This window comes from Terrimonas ferruginea DSM 30193 (assembly GCF_000425585.1).
In the GTDB taxonomy this organism is placed as follows: Bacteria; Bacteroidota; Bacteroidia; order Chitinophagales; family Chitinophagaceae; genus Terrimonas; species Terrimonas ferruginea.
Genome location: NZ_AUDS01000018.1, coordinates 1 through 16,822, shown reverse-complemented (window position 1 = coordinate 16,822; position 16,822 = coordinate 1). Strand labels below are relative to the sequence as shown.

At 48.6% G+C, this 16,822-nt stretch carries 13 protein-coding genes; 12 read left to right on the top strand and 1 reads right to left on the bottom strand.

What is annotated here, in order from left to right:
• The first annotated feature begins 106 nt into the window (after positions 1-106).
• Positions 107-1,609, top strand: coding sequence for a c-type cytochrome (locus tag H608_RS0106465; RefSeq protein ID WP_245565731.1), 1,503 nt, complete (start codon positions 107-109; stop codon positions 1,607-1,609).
• A gap of 88 nt (positions 1,610-1,697) precedes the next feature.
• On the opposite strand, the gene serA is transcribed toward H608_RS0106465, so the two are convergent.
• Positions 1,698-2,936, bottom strand: a complete 1,239-nt coding sequence (serA, locus tag H608_RS0106460; RefSeq protein WP_028786956.1) for a phosphoglycerate dehydrogenase — start codon at positions 2,934-2,936, stop codon at positions 1,698-1,700.
• Between the two features lie 106 nt (positions 2,937-3,042).
• Between serA and H608_RS21495 the strand changes: the two genes are divergently transcribed.
• The 11 genes from H608_RS21495 to H608_RS21485 form a co-directional block, all read left to right on the top strand.
• Entirely contained in the window at positions 3,043-4,311 is a 1,269-nt protein-coding gene (locus tag H608_RS21495) for a serine hydrolase domain-containing protein (protein WP_051268093.1), read from the top strand.
• A 155-nt stretch (positions 4,312-4,466) separates the two neighbouring features.
• Positions 4,467-5,972: a bifunctional ADP-dependent NAD(P)H-hydrate dehydratase/NAD(P)H-hydrate epimerase gene (locus tag H608_RS0106450; RefSeq protein ID WP_028786955.1), complete on the top strand. Its 1,506-nt coding sequence runs from the start codon at positions 4,467-4,469 to the stop codon at positions 5,970-5,972.
• A gap of 165 nt (positions 5,973-6,137) precedes the next feature.
• The gene (locus H608_RS0106445; RefSeq protein WP_028786954.1) at positions 6,138-8,366 is read left to right on the top strand and encodes a sodium-translocating pyrophosphatase; all 2,229 of its coding nucleotides are present in this window, start codon (positions 6,138-6,140) and stop codon (positions 8,364-8,366) included.
• 331 nt (positions 8,367-8,697) lie between these two features.
• Entirely contained in the window at positions 8,698-9,081 is a 384-nt protein-coding gene (locus H608_RS0106440) for a BlaI/MecI/CopY family transcriptional regulator (protein WP_028786953.1), read from the top strand.
• A 21-nt stretch (positions 9,082-9,102) separates the two neighbouring features.
• Positions 9,103-10,884, top strand: a complete 1,782-nt coding sequence (locus H608_RS0106435) for a M56 family metallopeptidase (RefSeq protein ID WP_081658812.1) — start codon at positions 9,103-9,105, stop codon at positions 10,882-10,884.
• A 41-nt stretch (positions 10,885-10,925) separates the two neighbouring features.
• Positions 10,926-12,986, top strand: coding sequence for a DNA primase (dnaG, locus tag H608_RS0106430; protein ID WP_245565730.1), 2,061 nt, complete (start codon positions 10,926-10,928; stop codon positions 12,984-12,986).
• A gap of 108 nt (positions 12,987-13,094) precedes the next feature.
• Positions 13,095-13,637 carry an RNA polymerase sigma factor gene (locus tag H608_RS0106425; RefSeq protein WP_028786950.1) on the top strand — a complete coding sequence of 181 codons (543 nt, stop codon included), beginning with the start codon at positions 13,095-13,097 and terminating at the stop codon, positions 13,635-13,637.
• A gap of 31 nt (positions 13,638-13,668) precedes the next feature.
• Positions 13,669-14,454 (top strand): anti-sigma factor, encoded by a 786-nt coding sequence (locus tag H608_RS0106420; RefSeq protein ID WP_028786949.1) that lies wholly within the window; start codon positions 13,669-13,671, stop codon positions 14,452-14,454.
• Positions 14,455-14,821: 367 nt separating this feature from the next.
• Positions 14,822-15,529, top strand: a complete 708-nt coding sequence (locus H608_RS21490) for a ferritin-like domain-containing protein (RefSeq protein WP_038007500.1) — start codon at positions 14,822-14,824, stop codon at positions 15,527-15,529.
• 52 nt (positions 15,530-15,581) lie between these two features.
• Complete coding sequence (locus tag H608_RS0106410) at positions 15,582-16,400, top strand: ferritin-like domain-containing protein (RefSeq protein ID WP_028786948.1); 819 nt, start codon at positions 15,582-15,584, stop codon at positions 16,398-16,400.
• A 205-nt stretch (positions 16,401-16,605) separates the two neighbouring features.
• Positions 16,606-16,822: hypothetical protein (locus tag H608_RS21485; protein ID WP_038007497.1), on the top strand; the 217-nt coding region annotated here is incomplete at its 3' end.

Below are 16,822 nucleotides of genomic sequence, written 5' to 3'. Positions count from 1 at the left end.
ACAATTTTCAATATTTATTGAAAATTAAGGAAAATAAATAACTACGAAAACTGACGTACAGATTTAACTTTGTGCTGCTTTAATCACCATCCAAACCAACCTTACCATGAGAGCCATCTTTGCCATTCTTTCGTTGTACGTTGTTGTTTTTTGTTTCTCGTCCTGCAGACAGGCTGCAAAAATGTCACCAAAACCGTTTTCTCCTTCTATGCTGCGCGAACAGGTGTTTCAGATCGATCCGTCGATGGATACCACGATCATCACGGCGCACGGTGCCCGTGTAAAAATTCCTTCGGATGCTTTTGCCGGAGGCGGCAAAATAGCCATCACCATCCGTGAAGCATTTACGTCGGCAGAGATATTGGCGGCTGGGTTAACCACTGAATCAAATGGCCGGCCTTTGCGCAGCGGCGGCATGATCTATATCAATGCAACAGCGGGTGGGGCAATGACAACACTGGTGAAGCCGCTCGGGGTTTCCATACCTTATTCTTATTACGACAGTACCATGAAACTTTTTAAAGGAGTAGAAACTGATAGTGGTACCGTTAACTGGGTTGAACCCGATACACTCAATCCTCCTCCGCAGGATTTGCAATTGGGAAGCGTACTCTATCACAGCAAATGCGCTACCTGTCACTCCCCCGATATGCGAACAGGAAGTACAGGCCCTGCCCTCGCAGGCGTTGAGCAAAGATGGCCGCGGCCGCAATTGTATGAGTGGATAAGAAATAATAGAAAACTGATCGCATCCGGCTATCCGCGTGCCGTTGAAATGTCGAAATACTCTCCCACGGCAATGGACCTCTTTCCTCTGCTCGACAATGAATCAATAGACGCCATTATTAAATACATCAACAATCAGGAGAAGTACCCGTCATTGACGCCACCGCAACAGCCGGCCACAGCCTCCGGAAAAGATAGTTCTTCCGGTGGCTTTACGGCCTTATGTAAAGATGATACGATGTATATAAAACCATCTCTAGCGGAGACTTCACAATTTAACAACGATATTCCCACACTGCCCGCCACTCCTGCCCCGCAAAATGCCAATACATTTTCGGGTGAAAAGGAATTGGATGATCCTGAAGAAAGAAAGGTCGCTTTCACCGACGGACCTACTTCCGGCATGTATGAGTTCCAGATCAAAACATTCGGCTGGTACAATATCGATGCTTATATGGAAGGGTATGCAGGAACCCAGCCTGTAAAAGTGTGGGCACAGTTGCAGGGAACATTTGACATGGATATCAACGTTTATCTCTTTTGTCCTGATAAACAAATCCTGTCGGTCTCGAATGGCAAAGATGAAAAGGGATATTATTTCGACAAAACAAATGGTGGCGTTCCGCTCTTTTTAAGAGACCGCGCCATCTTATTTGCCTTCGGCAGAAAGGGAGAAAAAATAGTATACGGCGTGTCCGAATTTTCCATCAGCCTGCAACAGGTAATCAGCGTGCTTGTCAAGGAAGCGTCCGAACGGGAATTGCTCGATGCATTGCAAAACAAAAACATCAACGGCATCGATCTGGGATTGGAAAAGCTGGAGATGAGGATCGTTCCCGGTGATTGCGGAGGCAAAGCGTTAGCTGACACCAGCGGTCAATAACCTTGCGTGAACTGGTTCGTGTATACACGAACCAAGGAGTCTATTCACGATTCACGATTGACGACTCACCATTCCCGCCTTTTGAATTTTAATAAAGCATTCTCACCTTAATCGTCTCCTTCACCTCTTTCAACAACTGCATCGCACGATTGCTGAGCTGTTTATCCACATCCAGCACCACATAGCCAATTTCTTCATTGGTTTTGAGATACTGTCCCACGATGTTGATCTTCGCATCGGATAGTGCGGTATTGATCGCGGAGAGCACGCCGGGTACATTGTTATGTATATGGAGAATGCGGTGCGACCCTTCCTGCGGCGGCAACGCGAGCGCAGGCACGGTATGCGAGCCGAACGTATTGCCTTTTTCCAGGAAATTAAGCAGCTTGAGACTTACATCTTCACCGATATTCTGCTGAGCTTCTTCGGTGCTGCCACCGATATGCGGTGTGAGAATGACGTTGGGCAGATCCTGCAAAGGCGTCTGGAACCGGTCACCGTTTTTCTCCGGCTCCCAGGGAAATACGTCGATGGCCGCGCCACCGATATGTCCGTCTACAATGTACTTGCGCAAGGCTTCGAGTTCCACCACTTCACCACGTGCATAGTTGATCAGGATCGATCCTTTCTTGAAGTATTTGAGGTTAGATTTATTGATCAGGTTTTTGGTCTGCGCCGTTTCGGGTACGTGCATCGTTACCACATCCGATTTTGATAATACATCTTTCAATGTTTTACCATCTGCCGCATTTCCCAAAGGCAATTTGGTTTCGGTGTCGTAGAACAGTACTTTCATGCCGAGCGCTTCTGCCAGCACGCTTACCTGCGAGCCGATATTTCCATAACCGATAATGCCAAGCGTTTTACCCCGCAATTCAAAACTGCCTTTGGCATCTTTCATCCAGATGCCTTCATGCGCTGCTTTGTTCTTGTCCGGTATACGGCGGATCAGCATAATCGCCAGGCCGATTACAAGTTCTGCAACCGAACGTGTATTGGAGTACGGTGCATTGAATACGCTCACTCCGTGCTCGGTAGCCGACTTCAGGTTAACCTGGTTAACACCGATACAAAAACATCCGATGGCCTGCAGTTTCTTTGCAGCTTCGAGTATACGCGGAGTAATTTGTGTTTTGGAACGGATGCCGAGTATGTGTACATCTTTGATTTCTTTCACCAGTTCATCTTCCGTCAGTGCTTTACTGATTTTTTCTACCTGTGTGTAACCACTGTTGCGGAAATTTTTAACGGCGAGGTCACTGATATTCTCTAAAAATAAAACGCGGATCTTTTCTTTGGGATAACTAGTTTTTTCTGCAGTTGCCATGTTGCAAATATAACCCATGTAGTTATTAAGATATTTACGGGAATGGGGAAAAGTTAGAGCGGTATAAAAATTGTTGCATCTCTATTTTTGTCACAAACGATCATTAGTGAAAAGAACCTGCTATTTTTTATTGGCCCTGATATTAGGAAGCTCCTGTGGTAACGTCAAATCTGAAAAGAAAAACGACAACGAAAGTTCGTTTGTCTATACAATACCGGAACCCGCGGCAATAAGCGATAAAGAAAAAGCACGCTACGAAGCAATGCTTGAATCTTTTTTTGACTCTGCCCTGTTCCGCCGCGGATTCAACGGCGGCGTGCTTGTAGCCAAAGAAGGACAAATCCTCTATGAGAAATATGTCGGCTACCGCGATCTCCGGACCAAAGATCCACTGACCGATACTACTTCAATGCATCTCGCCTCTACCAGCAAACCGTTTACGGGAATGGCGGTACTCAAACTGGTGCAGGACGGCAAGGTTGGCCTCGATGATTCACTGACGAAGTTTTTCCCGGAATTGGCGCATTATCCCGGCGTAACGGTACGCATGCTGCTGAGCCATCGCAGCGGCCTGCCCAACTATGTCTATTTTATGGCCGATAAAACCAAATGGGATCAAAACGTGTACGTAACCAACGAAGACATGTTCAAATTCCTGGTCAATGAAAAACCGGCCCGCAGTTTTACCCCCGGCTCCCGTTTCAGCTACAGCAACACCAATTATGTACTGCTCGCCATGCTGATCGAAAAAGTAAGCGGTATGCCGTACCCGGAGTTCATGAAAAAAGAGCTGTTTGAACCCATGCAACTGAATCATACCTATGTGTTCACATTGAAAGACTCTTCCACAGCCACTCCTTCTTTCGATCCCAATGGAGGTTTCTGGAAAAATGATTTCCTCGAAGGCACATACGGCGATAAAAATATTTACTCCACGCCCCGTGATCTCCTGCGCTGGGACCAGGTTTTATATACAGGGAAATTTATCCGTCAATCGTTGCTTGACTCGGCTTTTACCGGGCAGAGCCGTGAACGCAACAGCCTGCATAATTATGGTCTAGGCTGGCGTTTGCTCGAATACCCGAATGGTAAAAAAATCGTTTATCATTTCGGAAGATGGCATGGGTTTACGCCTGCATTCGCGCGGCTGATCGACGAAAAAGTGACTATTATTATTTTGGGAAATAAATTCAACCGCGGTATTTACCAGGCTGCACACAAGGCATACGGATTGTTTGGCGCTTATGACGGACGCACCGGCGGCGAGGACCAGGAAAGCAGTACGGAGTCTACGCCTCCACCACCGCCACCAGCTAAAACCAAAGAGTCTCCAAAAAAGAAGGAACCAGTGAAGAAAGTTTTAAAGCGTAAGTGATAAGGTTATAGGTTGAAGGTTTTAGGTAAACCGGGAGTTGGTTCCCCGAGGCCGAAGCATTGACCTGTCGAAGGGTGAGTAATAGATTATAAGTAGTAACTTGTTTGAGTTAACCTATTGACGATTCACCATTGACCATTCACAATTCACTCTGTATGAAAATCCTCACCGCCGCACAGGTACGGGAATGGGACCAATACACCATGGCCCGCTTGTCCATCTCCTCAATCGATCTGATGGAAAAAGCCGCACAGGCCTGTACTGCGTGGATCGCAGACCGTATTCCGGACAATATTCCCCTTCATATTTTCTGTGGTAAAGGCAATAACGGCGGTGATGGACTCGCCATTGCCAGGCTGTTATCGCAAATGGGCCGGGAGGTAATTGCCTACATTCTTGAATTTGGTCACAAAGGCACGGAGGATTTTCAGATTAACCTGGCCCGCGTACACCAGCTCCCCGGTGTGGAAATCCGCTTTTTACAGCCCGGTTCCCAGTTGCCCGTCTTTCCCGGTGATATATGGATCATCGACGCACTTTTCGGCACGGGATTGAATCGTCCGTTGGAGGGATTTACAGCCGATCTCGTCACCCATATAAATGAAAGCAACGAGACCATCGTTGCTATCGACATGCCCAGCGGTTTGCTGGCCGATGAAAGCTCAAAAGGTTTTCCAGTAGTGCATGCCACGCACACACTCAGTTTCCAGTGTTATAAAAGAGCCTTTCTGGCTGCCGAAAATGCCGAAGCCACCGGGCTGGTACATATATTGGATATAGGACTACACCCCCATTATCTCGCGGCTGCCGAAACGGATTACCAGTTAACCGATTTCGAAGAAGCAAAAAAGATCTATCGTCCGCGGAATCAGTTTGCCCACAAAGGCACTTATGGACACGTATTATTGATGGCGGGTAGTTATGGAAAAATGGGTGCTGCCGTTTTATCCTCCCGCGCTTGTCTTCGCGCGGGAGCAGGTTTATTGAGCGTTTATATTCCGGGCTGCGGATATCCTGTACTGCAGACCGCCGTGCCCGAAGCCATGGTCATAACAGATCCCAACACGTCTTATCTATCGGAATCGCCGGATGATCTTTCACGTTACCAGGCAGTAGCGATCGGTCCGGGTTTGGGTACTGCTCGCGAGACAAGGCAACTGTTGCTGGAACTATTACCGCGTTTATCCTGCCCCGTTGTGCTGGATGCCGACGCATTGAATATACTGGCGCAGGAGCAGGCCCGGCCTGTATTGCCCCACGGTGCCATTCTTACCCCGCATCCCAAAGAATTTGCCCGCCTTTTCGGTGAAACGTCCAACGAATTTGAGCGGGTGGGCCTGGCCATGCGCAAAGCGCAGGAATGGCAGGTGGTGATTGTAGTAAAAGGTCATCATACCGTGATCGCCCTGCCCGACGGGCGGGTTTGGTACAATGCCACCGGTAATGCCGGCATGGCCACCGGTGGCAGCGGGGATGTGCTGACCGGTATCCTCGCGTCGCTGCTGGCGCAGGGGTATTCAACGGCGGACGCAGCTATCCTGGGTGTTTATCTCCACGGACTCGCAGGCGATCTGGCCGCCGTGCGGATCTCACAGGAAGCGCTTATCGCCGGCGACATTCCCGAGTATCTCGGTGCCGCCTTTCTCCAATTGTTGTCCTGATCCCGGGCCAAACGTCTGTAAGCCTGATGAATGCGGCTTTTCACGCGTTTTCCACCGCCGCCGGGAAGCTATAAAATATGCCACCCAACCCCTATCTTTGCCGTCCTTCGGAGACGTGGCTGGTTTCCGCAGGGCATTATTAATCAAGTCTTATTAACTGTAATTATGGACAAATTGATCTACCTGGTTCCGCTCATGGGAATCCTTGGTCTCCTCTACACGCTTGTTAAATTCAATTGGGTATCCCGCCAGGATGCCGGTAACGACCGCATGAAAGAAATCAGCAACTACATTGCTGAAGGTGCCATGGCTTTCCTCCGTGCCGAGTGGAAAGTATTGGGTTATTTCGTAGTGATCGTTGCTATTCTGCTTGCTGTAATGGCCGGCGCTAATCCACATTCTCACTGGTCTATTGCTGTTGCTTTCGTAATTGGTGCCGTACTGAGTGCACTTGCCGGATTCATCGGTATGAAAGCAGCAACCAAAGCCAACGTACGTACTGCACAAGCTGCCCGCAGCAGCCTGAGCCGCGCACTCAATGTATCCTTTACCGGCGGTGCCGTAATGGGTGTGGGTGTTGCAGGCCTGGCCGTATTCGGACTGGGTGGTCTTTATATCGTTCTCAAACATTTTTTTGCTCCCGACGCTGCCGTTAACTCAGACGAAATGATCCGTACCATCGAAGTACTGACCGGTTTCTCCCTGGGTGCTGAATCTATCGCTTTGTTTGCCCGTGTTGGCGGTGGTATCTATACCAAAGCTGCCGACGTAGGTGCCGACCTCGTAGGTAAAGTGGAAGCAGGCATTCCTGAAGATGATCCCCGCAACCCGGCCACTATCGCCGACAACGTGGGCGACAACGTAGGTGACGTAGCCGGTATGGGTGCCGACCTGTTCGGTTCTTATGTGGCTACCGTTCTTGCTACCATCGTACTGGGTCAGGAAACACAGATCATTGGTGATGACAGCCTCGGAGGTTTCTCTCCCATCGTATTGCCCATGCTGATCGCAGGTCTGGGTATTCTCTTCTCTATTATCGGAACCCTGTTCGTGCGCATCAGCGACACGGCAGGTATCAATACTTCTGCCGTACAGAAAGCCCTGAACATGGGTAACTGGGGTTCTATGGTCCTCACGGCTATTGCGGCTGCAGGCCTCGTTTACTGGCTGCTGCCGGAGCAATTGGTGTTGCGTGGAATCGAGTTCACCAAGTGGGGTGTACTCGGCGCCATCGGTGTAGGTCTTGCTGTAGGTGCATTGATGAGCATCATCACGGAATATTACACGGCCATGGGCAAACGTCCCGTGATGAGCATTATCAAACAATCTTCTACCGGTCATGCTACCAACGTAATCGGTGGTCTGGCGATCGGTATGGAATCTACGTTCCTGCCCATCCTCGTGCTGGCAGGTGGTATCTGGGGTTCTTATGAGTGTGCCGGTCTGTACGGTGTGGCAATTGCCGCTGCCGGTATGATGGCCACCACTGCTATGCAATTGGCGATCGATGCATTCGGCCCTATCGCCGACAATGCCGGTGGTATTGCTGAAATGAGCGAACTGCCTCCCGATGTTCGTGAAAAAACCGACGTACTGGATGCGGTGGGTAATACTACGGCTGCTACAGGTAAGGGTTTTGCGATCGCTTCCGCGGCACTTACTGCCCTGGCGCTTTTTGCTGCCTTCGTAGGTGTATCACGGATCAGCGGCATCGATATCTATAAAGCAAACGTACTCGCTTGTCTGTTCGTAGGTGGTATGATTCCGTTCATCTTCTCTTCACTGGCTATCCGTGCGGTTGGTCAGGCCGCCATGGCGATGGTGGAAGAAGTGCGTCGTCAGTTCCGTACCATCCCTGGTATCATGGAAGGTACCGGCAAACCTGAGTACGACAAATGCGTAGCCATCTCCACACAGGCATCTATCAAGAAAATGATGTTGCCCGGTGCCATCGCTATCGTTTCTCCGATCATCATCGGTTTCCTGCCGGGTCTTGGTGCTGAAGCGCTGGGTGGATTCCTCGCCGGTGCTACCGTTAGCGGTGTACTGATGGGTATGTTCCAGAACAACGCCGGTGGCGCATGGGACAACGCGAAGAAGTCTTTTGAAAAAGGTGTGGAGATCAACGGCCAGATTTACTATAAAAAATCAGAGCCGCATAAAGCATCTGTTACCGGTGATACCGTAGGTGATCCGTTTAAAGACACTTCTGGTCCGTCTATGAACATCCTCATCAAACTGATGTCGATTGTTTCCCTGGTAATTGCTCCCACCCTTGCACAATTGGAAGGCAGAGCGCCCAGCGAAGCAAAAAATAACAAGCAGGAAATTAAAAAAGAAGTAATAGCTTCGCTCGGCCAAAATCAAAACAACACTACTGCCGAGTATAAATAATTAAAGGATCTAATCAGAACCATTACTTAAGTCCCGCTGTTTCCACAGTGGGGCTTAGTTTTTTAAGTAAGGTGTAAGGCTTAGGGTGTAGGGTATTAAGTATTAAGTATTAAGTAGTAAGTAGTAAGTATAAAGATATATGGACTGATAAATACTGACCATTCCTGTTATTGTCAAATTCTCAAATTTTCAAATTAACTCATTGACTCCTCTGTAACCTTTCCCCTGCCTCCGCGTCTAACTGTTAAATCGTGTTAAAATGGGCAAATTTCTGCCTGAAGCATGATTTATTACGAAATCGGTCGTATATTGCCCTCAAATTGTATAACCCATGTCAACGACTAAAACAGTAAAACCCACCGAGAGCGAACTCGAGATCCTGCAATTGCTCTGGGCCAAAGGGTTAGCCACCGTAAGGGAAGTGCATGAGGAACTGGCCGCGACCAAAGATGTCGGCTATACGACCACACTCAAGCTGATGCAGATCATGCACGAGAAAGGACTGGTGAAGAGAGATGATTCCATGCGCACGCATATCTATCAGGCTGCCGTTAACAAAGAAAAAACCCAGAAGCATCTGCTGGATAAAATGATCTCAGGCCTGTTCGGTGGCTCCGCTACCCAACTCGTCATCCAGGCACTTGGCGAGGGCAAAGCAAGCCAGGAAGAACTGGACAGAATCCAGGCGCTCCTGAACGATCTCAAGAACAAATAACCAAACCTAAATTCACGGCTTATGTTTTCAAGCCAGTCGAACTTTCTGCAGGCATTGGGATGGGCTGTTTTTGACAGCCTGTGGCAAATGGGAATTTTGTGGGTATGCTATCAGCTAATCACCGCTCTCCGTGCGCGCATGACGCCCGCCGCCAAAACCCGGCTGGCCTCCTCCCTGCTCCTGACGGGTTTCGCCTGGTTCCTGATCAACCTGGTGAGCGGAATAACCGGCCATGTCAATACCGGTTTTTCAGCTTCGCCTTTGTTCAGCGATGCATCCAGCCGTTTTGATAACTGGCTTCCGCTGTTGTTGCCCTATGCCTCCATGGCCTACCTGGCATTATTGTTCATTCCCCTGGTCCGTTTTTACCGCAACCTCCGCTATGTACATCATATCCGTTACCGCGGTTTGAGCAAACCCGCCGTTGATTGGCGTTTATATGTAAAGCGTACGGCAGAACATCTCGGCATCAACCGCAAAGTCACCATCTGGTTGTCGGAACATGTAACTTCCCCGCTGACGGTAGGTTACCTGAAACCGGTTATCCTGTTGCCAATAGCAGCAGTCACACATCTCAATCCCGGCCAGATCGAAACCATATTACTGCACGAACTGGCACATATCTGCCGTTACGATTACCTGATCAACCTCATCAGCCGCCTTATACACGCCGTTCTTTATTTCAATCCTTTTGTAAAAGCGTTCGTCCGCATACAGGAACGTGAACGCGAGCGCGCTGCCGACGAACTGGTATTACAATTTCAATACGACAAGATCGAATATGCAAGCGCCCTGCTGATGCTGGGTAAGCTGCAACAACCGGCTACACTCGCTTTACCTGCCGCAGGTTCCGACCAGGAATTACTCGGACGCATAGAGTGGATCGTTGGCGCACGCCGCCGCAACCCGGTGCCTTACCGTAATGTAACACTTGCTACCTTGTTCCTGTTGGGAGTAATGTGTCTGGCAGGCCTCAGTTATCCAGTTATTAAAAAAGATTCCGCACCGGCTGTCACACCCATGCTGGCAGACGCGCAGATCAATCCTGCTGATGTAGCTTACGCAAGTTATCCGGTATCTGCCCCGGAGGTTGATGAGGCAACAGCAGAAGCAACAATGGCCGTTCATGCGACCGAATTGCCGGCACAACTTACCGTCAGTAGTCCGATGCAAAACGGAGAAGTAGCCATGGAAGCACTTTCTTTCGGTAAACGTCTGCCTGCTGTTCTTGCCGAACTCGCACGCAAAGGCGCTAACAACGAGCAATCACCCTTTATTCCTGCCGCCTTTAACCTGAACAACATACATGTCGATGTTCAGAACCACGTACAATTGAGCGACGAAGACGAAGCCATCGTAAGAGATGTCGTTACTTCTTCCCAGAAAGTAGTGGGCAACATCAACTGGACTACCATAGAAGGCTCTATCGCAGATGCGATGACCAACGTAGAGAAAGAAGCCGTGAAGGCCGACTACGAAGCTAAACTGGCAGAGAAGCAGGCCGAAGAATGGCGGAAGGTGGAACAACAGATGCGTGCGGCTTACGATCAGATCAACTGGCAGGCGCTTCAGACAGAACTCCAAACAGAACTCTATAAACTCCGGCTCGACAGTATTCAAAACGTTTACCAGAATGCCCTCGTTACGTTCAATCAGTTGCAACGCCAACTGGAAAGCTCAAAGCTGAAAGGTATTCCCGACACGGATATCACGCTCGGCAGCATCCTGGAGCGCAAAAGACAGACGGCTGAAGGACTCAAACGCCTTGACAAGCTCCGCAACCGGAAAACAGTTGAATTGTAACAGCCTGTACAAATCTTTAGCCTGTACTCACATCTTACCGCATGCCGCGGTATATTTGCAGTCCGGCTATGATTTCTCCCCAGACCATACAACAAATACTTGCGCGCCTGGACATCGTGGATGTGGTCGGCAGTTTTATCAAGCTTAAAAGACGCGGCTCCAATTACATCGGTAACTGCCCTTTTCACAACGAAAAGACGCCGTCTTTTACGGTTTCCCCTTCCAAAGAAATCTACAAATGCTTCGGTTGCGGCAAAAGCGGCAACACCATCAGCTTCGTTATGGAGCATGAAAAATACAGCTATGTAGATGCCCTGAAATGGCTGGCCAACCGCTACGGCATCGAGATCGAAGAAACCTTTGTCAGCGATGAACAACGGCAGCAATACCAGACCGCCGATAGTCTTTATATCCTCAACAATTTTGCCGGTCAATTCTTCACGCGGCAATTATTTGAAACAGAAGAAGGCCAGGATATCGGCCTGAGTTATTTTAAAGAACGCGGCTTTCGCGAAGAGATCATCCGCAAATTCCAATTGGGTTATGCTCCCGAGCAACGCGATGCACTGGTGCAGGAAGCGAAAGCGAAACAATACAACCCGGAATTATTATTAAAATCAGGTTTGGTAGCGGAGCGTAACGGACAGCTTACCGACAATTACAGGGGCCGTGTAATTTTTCCCATTCATAATTCAAGCGGAAAAATTCTTGGTTTTGGTGCCCGTATACTAAAGGCCAATGACCGTGCACCGAAATACATCAATACGCCCGAAAACGAAATCTATGTCAAGAGTAAGATCCTTTATGGCTCCTACTTTGCGCGCACAGCTATCGATAAGGCGGATGAATGCCTGCTGGTGGAAGGTTATACCGATGTAGTATCGCTGCACCAGGCAGGTATCGAAAACGTAGTGGCCTCGGGAGGTACATCGTTAACAACGGATCAACTGCGGTTGATCAGAAAATACACGAACAACCTCACCATTATATATGATGGCGATGCGGCGGGTGTAAAAGCCGCACTCCGCGGGTTGGACATGGCGCTGGAAGAAGGGCTGAATGTAAAGCTTGTTCTCATCCCCGACAAAGAAGACCCCGACAGTTATGTCAATAAAGTAGGCGCAACGGCATTCCGGGAATTTATTGACACCAATAAAAAAGATTTCATTCTCTTTCAACTGGAAGTAGCATTGAAAGATGCGGGCGGCGACTCGGTGAAAAAGTCGGAAGTGGTGAACAAAATGGCGGAGACGATCTCCCGGATCAACAAACTGGAAGACTTCACCCGCCAGCAGGACTATATCCGCCAGTGCGCGCAGATCCTGCAGATCGACGAGGGCGGTATGCATAGCCTGGTCAATAAGTTCATCCGCGACCGCATATCGACACAGGAACGCAAACTTCCATTCGAAGATGCGGCTCAACGGGAGGAAAATGCCCGGAAGGCGGAAGAAGCCAATTATGAAGAAGCCACCTTCAACCTGATGTTCAAAGACGATCTGCAGGAAAAAGAGATCGCCCGTGTATTACTCGAGCATGGTGACAAACCCTGGGAAGACGGCCGCAAAGTAGCCAATTATATATTTGATGAGATGGTGGATGAAAGCCTGATGGATAATCAGGAAGTAATCAAACTGCTGAATGCCTTCAAAGAATTGCTGCAGCACGATCCCGAACATGCCAACAAGAACTACTTTGTGTACCATCAGGATACCGGGTTGAGCACATTGGCAGTATCCTTGCTTAACTTCCCCTACGAAGAAAGTGAACACTGGAGACGGGAGTTCAGCCAGAACACCGGCTTTCAGAAAAACCTGTTCGAACAGAGCTACGAGGATTTTATCCGGACCCTGTCACCCGGCAACGACGAGGAACTGTACAAGTTTCTTAAAATCGGGGAAGACAAAACAAGTGAGAAAGTATTGTCAGCGGTAAACTATCTCAAACTGCGGAAAATCAAACGGATGCTGCTGGAAAACCAGGTTGACATGGAAAAGGAACATACCCCCGAAGAGTTGAACGTGCTGCGCGAGACCCATCGACATCTTAAAAAAATGGAGATGGAACTGACCCAGGCCCTGGGTACGGTGGTGATCAGATGACAGTACGCTTTTTTCCCTACCCGTTACAGAATGTAGAAAAAATTCCCATTTTATAAAACCAGAATAATCCGGTTTTCGTAACTTGATTATCTGATTTAAATTTCTTTGTTGAAAAGCTTACAGCGATATAATGAAGAAGAACTGGTTAGCTTGCTGAAGCAGCATGACCAGGCTGCGTTTAGTTATCTCTACGATAATTACTCGTCTTCGCTGCATGGTGCTATCCTCGGCATTTTACCGGATACGGATACCGCACTGGATATTTTACAGGAAGTATTTGTCAAAATCTGGAAGCAGATAAGCGCCTACGATGTATCGAAGGGGCGATTATTTACCTGGATGCTGACCATTGCACGCAATGCGGCAATCGACATGTTGCGCAGTAAGAACTGGAAGAATAATAAACGGAATAACGAGTTGACAGATGAATCTCTTACACTCGCAGGAAGCAGTCAGACGAATACCGATGTAATCGGTCTTCGTAAAATTGTACATACGCTGAAGGAAGAGTACAGAGTATTGGTGGAGTTATCCTATTTTGAAGGCTACACACAGGATGATATAGCCAAACAATTGAACATTCCCATAGGCACCGTTAAAACCAGGCTTCGCAAAGCGCTGATAGAATTAAGACAAACGATTAAGGTATAAAGTGGATATTAAGTCTTACATACAAAGTGGAGTGATCGAAAGCTATGTCCTTGGACTGGCAGATCAGGACGAGATACGGGAGCTCGAGCGTCTTCGTGCACAGTATCCCGAGATCGACCAGGCGATCATAGCGTTCGAGGAACTGCTGGAACAAACAGCAGCAGAACATGCCGTGTCTGTGCCGGCTGGCGTAAAAGAACAGTTATTTGAAAGACTGAAAGAAGAAGCCATGCCTGCGGAATCAGCACCGCGTATAAAAGAAACGCCTGTTGCGGCTGCTCCGGTACGCCGCATGCGCTGGGCACCGATGGTGGCTGCGGCTTCGCTCATCCTGCTGGTGGTCAGTGGGGCACTCAACATACACTACTATAATCGCTACCACGATGTGCGCCAGGAAAACGCAGATCTCATATCGCAGCGCACTACCCTTTTTGCCGATAACAAAACCTACCAGACCCGCCTGATAGAAATGCAGGAAGACCTCGACATGATGGCCGACTCCGCCATGATGAAAGTAAGCCTGGCAGGTGTGAAAGGAAAAGAGAATAATGCGGCAACCGTATTCTGGGACACACACACACGTGATGTATATGTGATGTCATCCAAACTCGCACCCGCTCCATCCGGTAAGCAATACCAGCTTTGGGCCTTGGTTGATGGCGTTCCCGTGGATGCCGGTACAATCGGTGATTGTGCATCTATTTGTAAGCTCAAAAATATTCCGGGGGCACAGGCTTTCGCCATCACGCTGGAAAATGCCGGCGGCAGTCCCACCCCTACTTTGGATCAGATGTATGTGTTTGGTAAAGTAGGGTAAGTGGTAAGTTTTAAGTATTAAGTCATAAGTCAAACAGTCCCGGCGACGCATTTTGAATTTTGAATTTAAATCCGTCGACAACATTCCCTCGTACATAAAGACATTTCAAGCTTTCAACAGCGAAGAAATCAGATCAGAAGACTGCCCTTTTCAGGGCGGTCTTCGTTTTTTAGTTCAACGGTGAAGAGATCAAAAAGCCGTTGGAAGTAATAAGTTATTTCCCCCTCACCATTGACGATTCACGATTCATTTCAAAAAACTTTAACGCTTCTGAAACTATTTCAAACCCGTTGCCGTAACTGTTAAGGTCATCCTATAAATGATTCGGTTTGCCCTGAACATTTAAACACCACAAAAAACCGGAATTATGAAAAGAAACTCCTCAGGGATTTCGTCAGCAGAACAAACCCCCGATGCATCAGTGATTCATCGCAGAAAATTTCTTGCCTCTCTCGGACTCGGTGTAACTGCCGCTGCAGTATTAGCCTCTTGCGACAAGGACGATGACAATGACAACCAGGCGCCCGCCGGCTTTATTGATCTCGGCCGCGGTGATGTAGGCATTCTCAACTATGCTTTTGCGTTGGAACAACTCGAAGCAGCTTTTTACACACGTGTTATTGCTTCTCAGTACAGCGGCATAACACCGGCAGAAGTTGCGCTGCTTACGGATATCCGTGATCATGAAGTTGCGCACCGCGAATTCTTCAAAACCGCACTCGGCTCCAATGCTATTCCCGGTCTCGAAGTAAATTTTGCTGCTATCGACTTCAGCAGCCGTACCAGCGTACTCAACACCGCCAAAGCTTTTGAAGACCTTGGTGTGTCGGCCTACAATGGTGCAGGTAAATTGATCCAATCTGCAGACTATCTTTTGCTCGCAGGAAAAATTGTTTCGGTAGAAGCGCGTCACGCTGCTTACATCCGCGACCTCCTGAGCAATGGTACTTTTGCCGACAACACTGCTGTTGACATGAACGGTCTCGACCTTGTAAAAGCACCACCAGCAGTACTGGATGTAGCGAAATCCTTCCTCGTATCTAAACTCTGGGCTGGCAATCTTCCCACTTCCTGATCAATTTCTACAGATAGGTTTTTCTTTTCTACAACTTTAAACTCTACAACAAATGAATATCCATAAACTCATTACCGATATTGAAAAAGTGGATCCGGAAGTTTACGAACGACTCGATTCACGCAGAAGCGCCGTAAGCCAGTTTGCAAAAATTGGTGGTAAGCTTGCCCTCGCCGCAGTACCCCTGGCACTCGGCGGTATGTTCAAAAAAGCATACGGACAGGGAAACAGTACTATTGTGGGCGTATTGAACTTTGCCTTGACACTTGAATACCTGGAAGCCGAATTTTATACCAGGGGCGCCGCTGCACCGGCATTGGTACCTGTTGGTACACCGGCTGTCGGTGCCATCAATACGATCCGCGACCACGAAAACCAGCACGTGAATTTCCTGAAAACTGCCATCAGCAGTCTCGGAGGAACAGCCGTTGCTAAACCTACATTCGACTTCACCGCACGTGGTACCTTCCCTACCGTATTTACCAATTACGATGTATTCCTGGCCGTTGCGCAAACCTTCGAAGACACCGGTGTACGTGCCTACAAAGGACAGGCAGGTGCACTCATTTCCAACAATGATGTACTGACTGCTGCGTTGCAGATCCATTCTGTGGAAGCGCGTCACGCGTCACATATCCGTCAGATGCGGCAGGCGCGTAACACGGGCATTTCCATCAAACCCTGGATCACGGGTAAAGATACCGGCGGTATCGGTTCCAATGTACAAGCCAGTTATGATGGTGAAGAGATCACTACACAAGCTGGTGTGAACATTCTGTCGTTTGTATCGGCGAGTGCGGCCAGTGAAAGTTTTGATGAGCCGCTCAGCAGATCGGCAGTTGAAACAATCGTAGCACCGTTTATTGTATAAAGAAGGCAAAGGTTAAACAGCCGTATTAAGTAATAAGTAATAAGTAATAAGTGTGAATTTGGAGAACTGGTTCGTGAGGACACCATAGCCGTCAACTTAGTGTTAGAGGAAGAAACGGTTTGTTTCAAGGGAACTGAGTCTGAAAGCGATCAATGAGATAGCCGGTAAGTTAAGCGCCATTTTTTCACCGCAGCAGTTAAATGCGTTGGCACTTCAAACAGGATTGATCCAACGTAAACGCAAATTGGGCGTGGAGAGTTTTGTGCGGATGTTGTTGTTTGATCAGTATGAGTATGGAGCGGCAAGCCTGCAGCAACACAGCCTGAAGCTATGGCAGCAGGAGGCTGTTTGTATGAGCCGGCAGGCGCTGGATAAGCGGTTCACGCCGGGTTCAGTGGTCTTCGTAGAGGCACTGGTGGCCG